This window comes from Saccharopolyspora shandongensis (assembly GCF_900106995.1).
GTDB lineage: Bacteria > Actinomycetota > Actinomycetes > Mycobacteriales > Pseudonocardiaceae > Saccharopolyspora > Saccharopolyspora shandongensis.
On record NZ_FNOK01000002.1, the window covers coordinates 21320 to 35367 of the forward strand.

General features: G+C 69.3%; 11 protein-coding genes and 2 pseudogenes. 8 read left to right on the forward strand and 5 right to left on the reverse strand.

Translation table 11 applies throughout. From position 1 onward, the window contains the following. Positions 1-167 precede the first annotated feature (167 nt). A complete protein-coding gene (locus BLW84_RS01865) occupies positions 168-1469 on the forward strand; it encodes a hypothetical protein (protein WP_093260584.1) in 1302 nt (433 codons plus the stop codon). Between the two features lie 44 nt (positions 1470-1513). On the opposite strand, the gene BLW84_RS01870 is transcribed toward BLW84_RS01865, so the two are convergent. Then, on the reverse strand, positions 1514-1855 hold the full coding sequence (locus BLW84_RS01870; protein WP_093260586.1) for a hypothetical protein: 342 nt from the start codon (positions 1853-1855) through the stop codon (positions 1514-1516). Continuing rightward, the gene (locus tag BLW84_RS50255) at positions 1852-2232 is read right to left on the reverse strand and encodes an HC3 family zinc finger protein (protein WP_425441662.1); all 381 of its coding nucleotides are present in this window, start codon (positions 2230-2232) and stop codon (positions 1852-1854) included. Before BLW84_RS50255 ends, BLW84_RS01870 begins: the two co-directional genes overlap by 4 nt. Before the next feature lie 72 nt (positions 2233-2304). On the opposite strand from BLW84_RS50255, the gene BLW84_RS01875 reads away from it, so the two are divergent. Further along, entirely contained in the window at positions 2305-3144 is an 840-nt protein-coding gene (locus tag BLW84_RS01875; RefSeq protein WP_093260588.1) for a helix-turn-helix domain-containing protein, read from the forward strand. A 17-nt stretch (positions 3145-3161) separates the two neighbouring features. Beyond that, positions 3162-3356 carry a DUF397 domain-containing protein gene (locus BLW84_RS01880; RefSeq protein WP_093260590.1) on the forward strand — a complete coding sequence of 65 codons (195 nt, stop codon included), beginning with the start codon at positions 3162-3164 and terminating at the stop codon, positions 3354-3356. Between the two features lie 71 nt (positions 3357-3427). Here the strand turns inward: BLW84_RS01880 and BLW84_RS01885 are convergent, their stop codons facing one another. After that, positions 3428-5545 (reverse strand): ATP-binding protein, encoded by a 2118-nt coding sequence (locus BLW84_RS01885; protein WP_177226216.1) that lies wholly within the window; start codon positions 5543-5545, stop codon positions 3428-3430. Positions 5546-5793: 248 nt separating this feature from the next. Further along, on the reverse strand, positions 5794-7269 hold the full coding sequence (locus tag BLW84_RS01890) for a hypothetical protein (protein WP_245760872.1): 1476 nt from the start codon (positions 7267-7269) through the stop codon (positions 5794-5796). Positions 7270-7456: 187 nt separating this feature from the next. On the opposite strand from BLW84_RS01890, the gene BLW84_RS01895 reads away from it, so the two are divergent. The 4 genes from BLW84_RS01895 to BLW84_RS01910 all read left to right on the forward strand — a co-directional run bounded on the left by BLW84_RS01895 (position 7457) and on the right by BLW84_RS01910 (position 13658). Further along, a complete protein-coding gene (locus BLW84_RS01895) occupies positions 7457-10630 on the forward strand; it encodes an arabinosyltransferase domain-containing protein (protein WP_093260593.1) in 3174 nt (1057 codons plus the stop codon). Between the two features lie 355 nt (positions 10631-10985). Then, the gene (locus tag BLW84_RS01900) at positions 10986-11999 is read left to right on the forward strand and encodes a glycosyltransferase family 2 protein (protein WP_093260595.1); all 1014 of its coding nucleotides are present in this window, start codon (positions 10986-10988) and stop codon (positions 11997-11999) included. Next, on the forward strand, positions 11986-12393 hold the full coding sequence (locus tag BLW84_RS01905; protein ID WP_093260597.1) for a GtrA family protein: 408 nt from the start codon (positions 11986-11988) through the stop codon (positions 12391-12393). Before BLW84_RS01900 ends, BLW84_RS01905 begins: the two co-directional genes overlap by 14 nt. Next, positions 12390-13658: an NAD(P)/FAD-dependent oxidoreductase gene (locus tag BLW84_RS01910; protein ID WP_093260599.1), complete on the forward strand. Its 1269-nt coding sequence runs from the start codon at positions 12390-12392 to the stop codon at positions 13656-13658. The genes BLW84_RS01905 and BLW84_RS01910 overlap by 4 nt, the downstream gene beginning before the upstream one ends. A gap of 99 nt (positions 13659-13757) precedes the next feature. Here the strand turns inward: BLW84_RS01910 and BLW84_RS48840 are convergent. Beyond that, positions 13758-13847: pseudogene (locus tag BLW84_RS48840) on the reverse strand (oxidoreductase); the annotation flags it as partial. Between BLW84_RS48840 and BLW84_RS01915 the strand changes: the two are divergent. Next, positions 13841-14026 (forward strand): annotated as a pseudogene (locus BLW84_RS01915) (MmyB family transcriptional regulator); the annotation flags it as partial. The pseudogenes BLW84_RS48840 and BLW84_RS01915 overlap by 7 nt on opposite strands. Between the last annotated feature and the right edge of the window lie 22 nt (positions 14027-14048).

A 14048-nucleotide genomic window follows, 5' to 3' on the forward strand; every position in this document is an offset into this window, starting at 1 on the left:
TCATCGGGTGCCCGTGTCCGTGGGTCCTCCACCTGCCCATTACGCCTGGAGGACCCACGGAACGCTCTGTTCCCGCCCGTCGGTCCGTTCAGGGGAAAACATCGAGCCCGGGCAACCTGCGGGGGTCTTCCGGCGATCACCAGATGACCTGACCGAAAGGGTTGCGAGTGAACGTCAAACGACTCGTGGCGGCCGTGACCGCCACCGCAGCGATCATCGGGCTGGCCACCGCCGCACCGGCGGTCGCACAGACCGAACCGACGACCTCGGCGCCGAGCACGTCCGCCGAGATCCCGAGCGAACCGACCACCTCGGCGCCGGTCGAACCGACGACATCAGCGCCGGTCGAACCGACGACATCAGCGCCCGTCGAACCGACGACATCGGCTCCTGCTGAGCCGACGACATCGGCGCCGGGTGAGGCCGATCCGGGCGAGGGCGCGATCCAGCAGCGCTACGAATCGATGTCCGCCGAGGAGAAGGCGCAGGTCGGCGCGCCCACCGGGCAGGAGGTCGTCGAGGACGAGGGCCTGCGCTGGCAGGACTTCGAGCACGCCCGCTTCTACTGGACTCCCGACACCGACGTGACCGTCGTGCGCGGGATGATCTATCTGGGGTTCCTGGAGCGCGGCGGGCACGACAGGCTGGGCGTGCCGATCACCGACGAGCTGGCCAGCAGCGGGGGCGGCCGGTACAGCGACTTCCTGACCCGCGACGGCGTGATCCACTCGGCCATCTACTGGTCGACGCGCACCGGCGGGCACCTGGTCACCGGCCCGATCCTGGAGCACTTCCGCGAGCTCGGCGAGGACGCCCGCTTCGGCTACCCGGCGACCGACACGCGGCTCACCCCGGACGGTTTCGGCGCCTACAACCACTTCCTCACGCCGAACGCCCAGCACGAGAACGCGTCGATCTACTGGACGCAGCCGTCCGGCGCGAACGCGGTGCAGGGCGCGATCCGGGAGAAGTGGGCGGCCACCGGCTGGGAGCGCGGCCCGCTGGGCTTCCCGGTCACCGACGAACTGTCCACACCGGACGGTGTGGGGCGCTACAACCGGTTCAACGGCGACGGCCGCTTCCCGGCCGGGATCGTGTGGAGCCCGCAGACCGGCGCGCACTCGGTGCAGGGCGTGATCGCGCAGCGCTACATCGAGCTGAGCGGCCCGGCGGGCGTGCTCGGCTACCCGACCACCGATGAGCTCGGCACGCCCGACGGGCGGGGCCGCTTCAACCACTTCACCGGCACCGGCGGGGCGTCGATCTACTGGACGCCGCAGACCGGCGCGCACGAGGTGTACGGCGGCATCCGCGCCCGCTGGTCGCAGCTCGGCTGGGAGCGCTCGTACCTGGGCTACCCGGTGACGGGCGAGCACGACGTCCCGAAGGGCCGGGCGAGCGATTTCGAGCACGGCTTCATCGAGTGGCACCGCGACTCCGGCGCGGTCGTCGACGTCCCGAAGGGCTGAGCAGGGGCGCCCGAGCCGGGCGTCCGCAGTCAGCGTGACCGCAGTCAGTGTGCCCGCCGAGGCAATACCCCTGGGGATCCAACGCGCCTCGGCGGGCGCACATCGATCGGCACCGGTGCCCGCGCCGCCCCGCGTTCCAGGACGGCGAGGGCCAACCGGTGGCAGAGCACGTCGATGTTCCGCATGTGGTGACGGCCCCGATCCGGGTCCTCGGCCGGCCACGCGATGTCTTCCGACTCCTCTCCTGCGTTTTGGCGCAACTGCCAGACGCTCAAGGTGCCGGGCCCGGAGTGCGCGTGCTGACCGGTCCCGCCGCGCAGCGGCATGACCCCGAGCCCGGCCAGCACCACGAGCGCGGCCACGGATATCCAGACGGCGCCGATCATTCCGGCCCCCGTTCCCGAGCATCGCGAAGTTCTCGCGCCTTGGCCATGCAGAACTCGCAGGTCGGATCGAGCCAGTCCACTTCGGACGGATCGGCCAATGTGATGGTGCCCCCGCAGACGGTCTCGCGGGTCTGCCCGGCCCGAGGCAGCTCGGGAGGCCACAGCGCATGCCGCCGACCCCCATGGGGCCGCCAGTAGACAACGGGCCCGACCGAAGAAATTCCGAACATGGTTGCCTCCCAAGGAAAATGTGAACGAAATTGGGGAAAGACGGCGGCCCGGCCGGGGGAAGGGAGCAACAACTCACACGGGCCGCCGTCTAGGTCAACAATAGAAGTTGCAGTTTCTCGTACGCATTTACACAGTTGGGTGATCATGGTTGCCAACTGCCGAGAAACTGCCGAAAAATTGCTACTTGAAAGGAAATTCGCCGCCGAAAGGGCATACCGATGCCGACGACCAGCCCGCCTGTCGCCCGCCTTCAGCTAGGCCAGCTACTGCGCAAGCTGCGCGAGAAGTCAGGCAAGACGCAGGACGCAGCAGCCGAGATCCTCGAATGCCAGAAGCCCCGCATCAGCAAGATCGAAACCGGCAAGGCCACGATCAGCGCCGGTGACGTCCGCCTGCTGATCGACCTCTACGGTGCCGACGAAGCCACCGGCGAGACAGTCGCGCAACTCGCGCGCGAAGCCCGAAAGCGCAGCACCGCCCGCGTTCCGGACTGGGCCCAGCGCTATGTCGCTTTGGAGAGCATCTCGTCCTCGATACAGGTCTACGAGCCTGAACTCATCCCTGGGCTCATCCAGACCGAGAACTACACGCGAGCGATCACGCAGGCGGCAGACCCAGAACGGAGCGAGGACGAAGTCGAACGACTGGCGGCGGTCCGAACGGAGCGCAAGTCTCTGATTCGCGGCAAGAACCCGGTGCAACTCTCAGTAGTGCTGAACGAGGCGGCACTGCGTCGTACGGTCGGCGGTGCCGAGATCATGATCGAACAGCTCAAGCACCTACTTGAGGTCGCAGAGCTGCCGAACGTCACGCTCCAGGTCCTCCCCTTCAGCGCAGGAGCGCACGCCGCGATGGGCTCATCGTTCTACGTTCTCGAAATCCAACGCCCCGCAAAGGCGACCGTGGTCTACCTCGAATCGCTGACCAGCGGCGACTACGTGGACAACGCCGCACAGATCGAGCGGTACGCGCTGGTGTTCAAACAGCTCCAGGTTTCCTCTTCCCAGGAAACTGAGACTGCCGCTACCCTCGAAAGGGTGATCAAAGACCTCACGTAGCGAGGGAGTGGTACGGAGTGCAGGACTACGACTTATCTCGGGCAACGTGGCGCAAATCCAGCCGCAGCAACGGCAACGGCGGAGCCTGCGTCGAAGTTGCAGTGACACCGGAAGTCGTGGGAGTCCGCGACACCAAGGACCGCAACGGCGGCACCCTGACATTCGCTCCCGACCAGTGGCACACCTTCCTGACAAGCCTCACGCGCGGCTAGTAGGTCGTGAGTGAAAAAGGGGGTTCTTACCCACTTTTTCACTCACGATCCCTGACCAGCACAAACTGCGCTCAAGATCGGTCCAGCTCTGCCTGTACATCGCCTGCCTCGGCATCACCGATCTCATCGAAGATCTCAAGAGCCCGCCCCCAACAGACGTGAGCCTCATCGAGCTCGCCTGCGGCCTTGAGCGCACCGCCCATCCCACGCAAGCTCTGGGCTTCACCTCGCCGGTAGCCGATGGCTTGGCGCAGTTGGAGGGCCTCTTGGTACGTGGCCAGGGCGGAATCGACATCGCCGTCTTCAAGATCCAGACCGGCAAGGGCGTTCAGAACATACGCTTCGCCGAACTGTTCTCCAGCTTCTCGGTAAAGGGGCAGCGCCTCCTTGAAGTGCGAGCGTGCCTTATCGTGCTCGCGCATGCCCATGTAGACCACGCCAAGGCTTGAGTGACCGTACCCCTGGCTGTTGAGATCTCCGACCTCGTCCTGAAGTTCAAGTCCTCGGCGCGCCATTTCAAGCGCCTCGTCGAACCGTTGGACTCGGGTATACCCTTCGGCACCGGCCAACAGGGCAAATCCGAGCGCATAGCGGTCACCGACCTGCTCGAACAGCTCACGCGCCAGGTCTCCGTAGCGCATTCCCTCGTCGAACTGCTTCATCTGGTGATGACCGATGCCAAGGCCGTACAGCGCACGTGCTTCCGCTTGCCGATCTCCGATTCGGCGCGTCGCGTCCACCGCGAGCCCGAAGGTGTCGATCCATACCTCCAGATGCCCTCGGAGCCGGAAGAAGTACATCAACGAGACCGGCAAGCTCCATGCGTGGACCGGGAAGCCCTGTCGAGACGCCTGTTGAATAGCAGCAACGATGTTCGGATGTTCCGCGTCCAACCAAGCGAGCCTCTGTGCTTCGTCGCCGAAGCTCAGGGGCTCGACATCCGAGGACGGCAGTTCCGAAACGAAGATCCGTTCATGCTCTCGAATGCTCTGCCGGATCGCGTGGCTGGTGCGGAGGTAGTGGTCGAGGAGGCGGCGGATCGCTGCTTCGCGGTCCGTGGGGGCTTCGTCCGCCGCTGCGCATTCGGCTGCGTAGGCGCGGATGAGGTCGTGGAATTGGTAGCGGCCTGGTTTGTGCTGGTCGACGAGGTTGGCTCGGGCGAGCTCCGCGAGGAGGGCTCGGGCTTCGCGGGGCGCCATGCCGGCCAGGTCTGCCGCTGCGGCGAGGCTGATGTCCGGGCCGGTCGGCAGGCCGAGCAGGCGGAACATGCGGGCCGCTTCGGGACGGAGTGAGCGGTAGGACCAGGAGAAGACCGCTCGGACTCCCGTCACGCCTCCCGCGTCGAGGGCGTCGAGGCGGTCCCGTTCGTCTTGGAGGTCCGACACCAGTTCGTCCAGCGGGAAGTCCGGGTTCTCGGCCGCCCGCACCGCTGCGATGCCGAGCGCCAGCGGCAGTCCGGCGCAGTGCCGGACCAGTTCGCGCACCGCTTCCGGTTCTGCCGCCACCCGCTCGTCGCCGAGGTAGCGGGCCAGCAGTTGCCCGGCCTCGTCGTCGGTCAGCACTTCGAGCGCGATCCGCGTCGCGCCTTCCCGGACCACCAGTTCGTGCAACCGGTTTCGACTGGTGACCAGCACCAGGCAGCTCGGGCTGCTCGGCAGCAGCGGGCGGACCTGTTCGGCCGTGCGGGCGTTGTCCAGCAGGAGCAGCATGCGCTTGCCGTGCACCAGACTGCGGAAAAGCGCGGCGCGCGCCTCGGCGTCCTGCGGCATCCGCTCGCCCGAAACACCAAGTGCCGCCAGGAAAGCCGCCAGTGCTTCGGTGGGCTTCACCGGCTCGGCGGCGGGGTCGAAGCCGCGGAGGTTCACGTAGAGCTCGCCGTCCGGGAAGCGGTCCCGCATGCCGTGCGCCCAGTGCACCGCCAGCGTCGACTTGCCGACCCCGGCGATGCCGTCGACGGTCGAGATCAGCACGAATCCCCCGGTCTTCGCGCCCCCGAGCAGCGTGGTCAGCGCGTCCTGCTCCACCGCGCGGTTGACGAAATGCCTTGCCGCGAGCGGTAGTTGTCGCGGCACCAACCTGTCCTCGGTTCCGCGGTGGAAGTGCACATCACCGTGGATGTGCCCGGCCTGCACGCTGTGGCCACCTACCGAGGCCGCCGAATCGTTGCGCACTCCGTCGCCCGAACCCACGAACTCCCCCAAAGCCGAATTGATCAACACGACCCAGCCTGGCAGAGTCGCAGCCGGCGTCGCTACCGACAACCGGAGCACGCGATCTGTTCACGCTGACGTACTTCCACCGACCCCTCGGCGCGAGCCCGCACGTCATGGCCGTCGCCCGCGGCCGACGCCCACGGCGCGACGTTTCCGCAGGTCCGGACCCGTGCGTGTTTGGTGTCGCTATAGCAGCACAAAACACGCACGGCCCGTGACCGGCGTCAGCGGGGTTCGAGGACCAGGTGGGCCGGTTCCGCCCAGGTCGTGCCGATGTCCCGGTTCGGGTCCGGGCCGGGGCCGGGTTCGCGGCGGAGGTCCACGTCGATCGGGCGCGGTTCGGTCGGGACGAAGTGGCGGTAGTTGAACTCCAGCAGCGCGCGGACGAACGGCGTCGCGTCGGCCAGGCGCTGTTCGATCTGGGGCGCCAGGTAGCCGCGGTCGGAGAAGGTGTCGACGATCGCGCAGTCGCAGTAGTACGCGAGCGCGCCGATCTCGCCCGGGCTGGTGACCGTGCGGTCGCCGACGAGGCGGCCGAGTTCGGTGCCGATCCGCTGGTACTCGGCCGCCGTCGCCCAGTTCGTCGTGATCGCCGCCTCGCGCCACGGCAGGCCGTGCTGACCGGCGAACCAGAGCTGCGCCACGAGCACCGCGCACCCGGCCAACCCCGCCAACGACCACCGGGCCGCGACCGCGCCGATGCCCCCTGCCAGCAACAACGACAGCCCGATCAGGCTCGGCGCGTAGTACCAGTGGTACGGCGGAACGCCCATGAGCGTGTAGACGTAGTAGTGCGCGACCGCGCCGAGTCCGATCAGCGCCCACGGCCACAGCGATACAGCGCGGCGGAACGCCCGCAGCACGCACGCGATCGGCAAGCACACCAGGCCGAGCGCGGCCGGGATCAGCGAAACCACCACCGCCGTCGGGAAAACGCCGTGGTAGAGCTCCAGGCCGTTGCTGAAGTCCCAGTCGCCCCAGGACTTCTGGAGCTGCTTGATCACCAGCGTGTCCGGCACGGCCGAGCCGAAGTACAGCCAGCTGAACGCGAACCACGGCACCATGATCGCCGCGGCCGCCGATAACCAGCGCCACCAGCCGCGCCACAGGCCCGGCCGGCCGATCAGCACCACCAGCACGAACACGCCGAGGTCCAGCCGCGTCAGCGCGAGCAGCCCGGCGGCGACACCGAACCGCACCGGTCGGCGCTGCACCGCCGCGAGCAGCAGCACGCCGAGCAGCGCCGAGGCGAGCGTCATCTCCAGGCCCACCGTCGAGAGCACCAGCGGGTTCGCCGCCACCAGCAGCGCACCCACGGCGCCCGTCCAACCGGGAAGTCCGCTGGTCCGCGCGGCGCTGCGGAGCGACACCGCGAGCAGGACGTTGGCCAGCACGAACACCACGCCCAGCGCCACGACCGGCTGCCGCACCACCGCCGTGATCGCGGCGAGCACCAGCACGTTCAGCGGCGCGGTCGCGGAGTTCGAGACTTCGGCGCCGATCAGCCCCCAATGGCCGTGGAAAGCCAGGTTCCGGGCATAGCTCAAGGTGATGTAGCTGTCGTCGATGAGTGCGCTGTGGACGACCCAGAACAGCGCGCCCGCGACGGCGCCGACCACCAGCGGCATCCAGAACGAGCCCGCGGACCGAGTCCGCTCCCCCTGCTCCTCCACGACCGCAATTTCCGCAACGCCCACCATGTCCCCGCTCCTGTCTGTCCGACACGTGCACGCCGGAGCGGGGCGACGGGTTGCCATCCGCAGGCAACCTGCGCGGCGCCCCGATCGTCAATCGGCTGGACGAATTCGGCGCGCCGTCGCCGTGCGTCGCGCGCAGCGTTGGCCAGGATTGAGCAGGCGAGCAAGATTCCGATCTGCGAGGAGCGCGGTGAAGTACTTGAGCAGTCCGGCGCAGCTCGATCCGCCGGCCGAGCCGCAGACCGACGGAACCGGTGCCGACCGCCCGCGGCGATCCCGCGCCGTCCTGTGGGTGGCGCACCTGCTGGCGTGCTGCATCGGCATCGTCGGGCTCGGCTGCGCGCTCGCGCTGCCGTTCGCGCCCGTCTGGGTGGATCGCACCGAGGTGAGCTGGCCGGCCGCCGAAGCCCGGTCCACCACGGCGTTCTTCGCGCCCTACCGGCCCGCGTCGTTCGACGCGTCCGTGCCATGCCCGGTGCTGCGCGCCGCGCTCGACCGGCCAGGACGCACGACGGTGCTGACCACCCTGCCGCCGGGCAACGACCGCGATGGCCTGATCCTGACCACCCGCGACGGCGAACCGCAGCTCGTCCTCGACCAGCACCAGATCCCGCTGCCACCGGGCACCTGCGACCTGTCGATCCACGCGGACTCGACGCGATCCGTGGTGACCCCGGGCGGCCGCGCGCCGATCGTGCTGCCCGGCATGGCGGCGCCGGAGATCTTCACCTTCGCCACCGACCTCGAACCCGAGCAGCTCGCCGGGATCTCGGTCACCGCGCGCACCTTCTCCTGGTTCGACACCTCGCCGACCGACATCAAGAGGACCCTGATCACGACCGCGCTGGCGCTCGCGCTCGTGTCGCTGGTCCTGCTGTTCATCCACGCCCCGCCCGCGCTCGGCGCGATCCGCGTGTCGCCGCTGCTCCTGCCGGTCGACGCGCTGGTCGCCGTGGTGCTGGCGGGCTGGCTGGTGATCGGGCCGCTCACCGACGACGACGGCTTCGCGATGATGACCGTCCGCAACTACGCCGACGCCGACGACATCGGCAACTACTACCGCTGGTTCAACGCCTCCGAAACGCCGTTCACGCTGGTCCAGCACCTGATGCGGTGGGTGTCGGAGGAGAGCCTCACGCCCGCCTGGCTGCGCGTGCCCAGCGCGATCGCCGGGCTGCTGACCTGGCTCGTCGTCAGCCGCGGCATCGTCCTGCCGGTGTGCCGGGGCACGCGGCGCCTGCCGCTGCACCTGCTCACCGCGGTGTTCTTCCTGGCCTGCTGGCTGCCGTTCGGGCTGGGCATCCGGCCGGAGCCGTTCGTCGCGCTGGGCACGTCCGCGCTGGTCGCGGCGCTGCTGAAGATGGGCCGGACGCGCGCGCCGCACTTCTGGCTGGGCGTCGCCGCGCTGATCGCCGGGCTGACCACGGCCGTCACGCCGACCGGCGTGAGCGCACTGCTCACCGTGCTCGTGTTCGCGCCGCGCATCTGGCGGGTGGTGGCGCAGCGCGGCGCCCTGCCCCGGTGGGTCGGCCTGCCCATGCGCGTCGCGCTGCTCGGCTGCGCGGGCTCGGTCGGCCTGGTGGCGATGTTCGCCGATTCGACGCTCAACGGCGTCCGGAGCGCGACCGCGATCCACGACGAGTTCGGGCCGAGCCTCGGCTGGTACCAGGAGATCGACCGGTACGCGAACCTGCTGGGCACGACCATCTGGGGCACCGCCACCAAGCGGCTGGTCGTGCTCCTCGTGGTGGCCGCCGTGCTGATCGCGGCGGCGTGCGCGATGCGCCAGGTGCACCGCTGGACCGAGCTGCCCGACCTGCCGATGATGCTCGGCTCCGCCGTCGCGGTCCTGGTCGCGCTGTGGTTGACGCCGTCGAAGTGGACCCACCACTTCGGGGCGCTCGCCGGTGTGGGCTCGGCGCTGCTCGCGGTGACCGTCGTGCTGCTGGGGCGGGTCGGCAGGATAGAGCGGGCCAAGCGCGAAGCGCGGCTGGTCGGCGTGTTCGGCGGGATCGCCGCGTCGGTGGCCGCGGCCCTGGCGTTCATGGGGCCGAACCTGTGGCCGATGCAGTCCGACCTGGCGGTGCCGTGGTCCGACACGCCCGTCCGGCCCGGTCTGCCGCTGGACAGCCCGGCGCTCTGGCTCGCCACCGGCGCGGCGGCCGGCGCGCTCGCCTTCTGCGTCATCCGGATCCGCGCGATGCTGTCGCGGCCCGGCCCTGGCGGTCTCATGTGGACGGTCATGCCGATGTCGGTGCTCGGGTCGGCGGCGCTGGCGTCGGTGGCAGTGCTGCTCGGATCGTTCATCGCCGCGCCGCAGACGATGGGCGACCGCTTCTCCATCGCGCGGATGAACTCGCAGAGCATCCGGGGCAGCAACTGCGGGCTGGAGAACGAGATCGAGGCGCTGCCGATCGCCGAGCGGCTCGCGCCGATCGCCGGCACCGCCGACCTCGACGGCTTCACGCCGACCGGCGGGCCGCCGCAGGAGCCCGACCTGCGCGAAGAGCACCCCGGTGAGCCGCTGCTGGCGAAGCGGCCCGACGACCCGAAGGCCCCCGAGAACGAGGTGGCGACGACGGCGGCGAGCCAGTTCGCCTGGACCAGCACGGCGGGCGGGCCGCAGACGACCGGCTCGCTGACCTCGGCCTGGTTCGGCCTGCCCGGGCTCACCGGCGATCAGACGCTGTCGGTGTGGGTGTCCGGCCGGCCCGAGCAGGGCAACTCGCTGGCCCTGGAGTTCGGCACCGCGGCGGGGCCGGTGGCGACGCGCGAGCTGCGCGATCCGCCGCCGACCGAGCTGCCGTTCGACGACCCGCGCCACGGCAGGCCGCTCGACTGGCGGAACTTCCGCGACTGGCGGCTGCTCACCGTCGAACCCGGGCAGATCCCGGCCGGGGCCGACCGGGTCCGGGTGCTCGCCGAGGACCGCACCACCGACCAGCAGGGCTGGTTGACGGTCAGCGGCCCGGCGGTGCGGGACGTGGTGTCGCTGCGGCAGGCGCTCGCGGAGCGGGAACCGGCGCTGACCGACTGGACGATGAGCTTCGTGTTCCCCTGCCTGACCGACTACCCGCGGGTGTCGCACGGCGTCGCAGGCACCCCGCGAATGCTGATCACGCCGCCCCTGGGCGAAGTCTCGATGGCGTTCGGCCCGGACATCGGCGGCGTGTTCGCCGGGGTTCCGATGCTCTCCCAGCGCTACGAGCTGCCCAGCCGCCTGCGCGACGCCCCCGGCAACACCTGGGGCCACCTCCTCTACGCGCGCTACCCGGTCGAACGCGACGCGTACGCGACGACGCAGCACCGCGAGCGCATCGGCGGCGCCGAAGGCGACCCGGCGTACCCCTTCGAAAAGCACTGACCGTTTCGGCTGGTCAGCAACCGCTCACGATCACTCCAACGGTATCGACACCGCCCGATCGGGCGCATCGTTTCGGCGCGCCGGACGGTGTCGGAGTCGCTACCCTGGCGGCGGTTTCCGCACCGTGATCGACGCAGGAGCAGTGGGGGTAGCGGTGCCGATCTCGATCTGCTCGTCGATCCGGCCGCCCGACGGCGTTTCCACCCAAGCGCCCGCAATCGGGCCGTTCGAGGCCGGAAGCCCCCCACTACGCCGAACGAGAACACCTGATCGGGGTGGATTACCCGTTGCCGGGCAACGCCCCCGGCGCGCGGTGCGTTCCTGTTCCACGGTGGGGTTGGCGAGGGGAGTGACCATGGCCGACACGATGCGCCAGCAGGCCCGGGTTCCGGTCCCGCAACAGCAGCGGAGAGCAATCGACGAGGGCGCGCCGCCGCTGATCTCGTACGTGCTGCCGGTCTACAACGAGGTCGCGGGCATCAAGCGGTTCCACGAGGAGCTCACCGCGGCCACCGCCACCCGGGCCGAGTTCGACTACGAGTTCGTCTACGTCAACGACGGCTCCTCGGACGGTTCGCTGGGCGTCCTGAAGGACGTCGCCAAGAACGACCCGCGGGTGCGGGTGATGGACTTCGCCCGCAACTTCGGCCACCAGATCGCCATCACCGCCGGGCTGGACCACGCGAGCGGCGACGCGGTGATCGTGATGGACACCGACCTCCAGGACCCGCCGCGGGTCAGCCTGGACCTGATCGACGCGTGGCTGGACGGCGCGGAGATCGTGTCCGCCCGGCGGCGCACCCGCCGCGACACGCCGTTCAAGCGCGCCACCGCGCACACCTACTACCGGGTGCTGCGGCGCTGCGCCGAGGTGGACATCCCGGTCGACACCGGCGATTTCCGGCTGCTCGACCGGCGGGCCGCCGAGGAGCTGCGGGGCTTCCGGGAGCGCAGCCGGTTCATCCGCGGCATGGTCGCGTCGATGGGCTTCGAGCAGCGGGAGGTGCTGTTCGACCGCGACGAGCGGGTGGCGGGCGAGACCAAGTACCCGATGCGCAAGATGCTGCGGCTGGCGGCCGACGGGGTCACCAGCTTCTCCACGGTGCCGCTCAAGCTGATCACCCGGATCGGCTTCATCACCCTGGTCCTGGCGATGCTCGGCATCGTCTACGCGGTGGCGCTGCGGCTGTTCTTCCCCGCGATCACCGTCTCGGGGTGGACCATGCTGATGGTCGCGATGCTGTTCCTCGGCGGGCTGCAGATGCTGTCGCTGGGCGTCATCGGCAGCTACGTCGGCCGGATCTACCACGAGGTGCAGCAGCGCCCCCTCTACATCGTGCGGAACGTGATATCGCATGACGAAGACTGAGCACGTCGCGGCCCGCGACCGGCTGATCAGCCGGTCGCTGCTGCTGTACGCGGTGATCGGCGCGAGCGGAGTCCTGCTGGACTACCTGCTGTTCCTGCTGCTGTTCAACGCGGCCGGGCTGCACGAGCAGCTCGCGAACGCGATCAGCACGACGGCCGGGATCACCAACAACTTCGTGCTCAACACGCTGTTCAACTTCCGCAAGCGGGACCGGATCGCGGTGCGGTTCCTGCGGTTCTACGCCGTCGGCGTCGCCGGGATCGCCCTGACCTTCGTGCTGCTGCAGGTGTTCTCCGGCTGGCTGGGCATCGACCCGAACCTCGTCAAGGCCGGTTCGCTGCCGGTGGTGCTGATCTTCCAGTACTCGATCAACAAGAAGTGGAGCTTCGGATGAGAGTGGGCATCGTCGGGGCGGGCGCGACCGGGCTGACCGCGGCGTTCGACGCGGTGAAGGACGGGCACGAAGTGACGGTGCTGGAAGCGTCGGCGGAGCTGGGCGGGCTGGCGGCGTCGATCGAGGTCGGCGGGACGCCGCTGGAACGCTTCTACCACCACAGCTTCCGGACCGACCGGGCGATGATCGAGCTCGTCGAGGAGCTCGGTCTCGGGCACCTGCTGCGCTTCCACCGGCCCAGCACCGGCGTGTACGTCGACGGGGAGCTGCACGACTTCGGCACGCCGCAGGAGATGCTGCGGTTCCCGAAGTTCTCGCTGCTGGACCGGTTCCGCTTCGGGGCGTCCTCGGCGGCGCTGAAGTTCGTCCGAGATGGACAGCGGTTCAACTCGGTGCGGGCGCTGGACTGGATGCGCCGCTGGGCCGGGCCGCGGGTCACCGAGAAGATCTGGGAACCGCTGCTGACCGGCAAGTTCGGTGGCCACGCGGAGCAGATCTCGATGGCCTGGCTGTGGGCGCGGATCCACTACCGCACGTTCGAACTCGGTTACGTGCACGGCGGTTTCGAGCAGGTGTACCGGGCGCTGCTGGACGCGGTGACCGAGCGCGGCGGGAAGGTCGAGTTCGGCAAGCCGGTCGAGACGATCCGCCAGCCTGGCGCGACGGTGCTGGTGGGCGCCCGGGACGGCAGCAGCTACGAATTCGACCGGCTGATCGTGACGGTCCCGCAGCCGGTGTTCGCGAAGGCGGCGGGCATCGACGACGACGATGTGCTGTGGCAGAACCAGTACCTCGGCGCGACCTGCTTCATCCTGGAGTGCGACCGCAGCGTCATCCCGCACTACTGGCTGAACATCAACGACACCGCGTTCCCGTTCCTGGCGGTCGTCGAGCACACGAACATGGTCGACCGCGGCGAGTACGGCGGCCGGCACGTCGTGTACGTCGGCAACTACGTGCCGCGCGAGGACTGGCGGTTCACCACCGATCCGGCCGAGCTGCTGGAGCGCTACATCCCGTGGCTGCGCAAGCTGAATCCGGACTTCGACCGCTCCTGGATCCTGGACTGGCACTTCTCCAAGGCGGGCTTCGCCCAACCGATCGTGACGCCGCAGTACCGCTCCCTGATCCCGGGCCACCGAACGAAGATGCCGGGAGTGACCCTGGCGACGATGTCCCAGATCTACCCCCAGGACCGGGGCCAGTCCTACGCCATAGCAATGGCCCACGACGTAACCCGCCGCCTCGGCCTCAACCACGCCTGACGCGCAGTTTCGCGAGAAATCGACCGGTGAACGTCGATTTCTCGCGAAACCGGCGGGGCGCTCACTGCGCGGTGAATGCGCCGTCCACCGCGATGAGCGCGCCGGTGATGAAGCGATCGTCACGAAGTGGCCCGCCCCTTGAGCCGTGAAGTGCGGCAGGGCGGCGGCGATCCCGTGCAGGAAGCCGCGGAAAGGCATTGGAGCGCAAGCGCTTCGAGCATCGCGACGGCGGAGCGCTGACCACGCAAACCTTCGACGTCCGGTCCAGCCCCGGCCAGGAGCTCGTCGTGTACCACGCCGACTCGGGCTCGCCGAGCAGCGAAGCCCTCACCCTGCTCGGCACGCTCGCGGCCACCCGGCGCGGCTGACGAAGGCGGCGCGCAGCCCGGT

Bases quoted from the DNA above. Each gene is read 5' to 3' on its own strand.
- BLW84_RS01875 (WP_093260588.1), top strand. From the start codon at position 2,305: ATGCCGACGACCAGCCCGCCTGTCGCCCGCCTTCAGCTAGGCCAGCTA.
- BLW84_RS01890 (WP_245760872.1), bottom strand. From the start codon at position 7,269: ATGGTGGGCGTTGCGGAAATTGCGGTCGTGGAGGAGCAGGGGGAGCGG.
- BLW84_RS01870 (WP_093260586.1), bottom strand. From the start codon at position 1,855: ATGATCGGCGCCGTCTGGATATCCGTGGCCGCGCTCGTGGTGCTGGCC.
- BLW84_RS01910 (WP_093260599.1), top strand. From the start codon at position 12,390: ATGAGAGTGGGCATCGTCGGGGCGGGCGCGACCGGGCTGACCGCGGCG.
- BLW84_RS01900 (WP_093260595.1), top strand. From the start codon at position 10,986: ATGGCCGACACGATGCGCCAGCAGGCCCGGGTTCCGGTCCCGCAACAG.
- BLW84_RS50255 (WP_425441662.1), bottom strand. From the start codon at position 2,232: ATGATCACCCAACTGTGTAAATGCGTACGAGAAACTGCAACTTCTATT.
- BLW84_RS01905 (WP_093260597.1), top strand. From the start codon at position 11,986: ATGACGAAGACTGAGCACGTCGCGGCCCGCGACCGGCTGATCAGCCGG.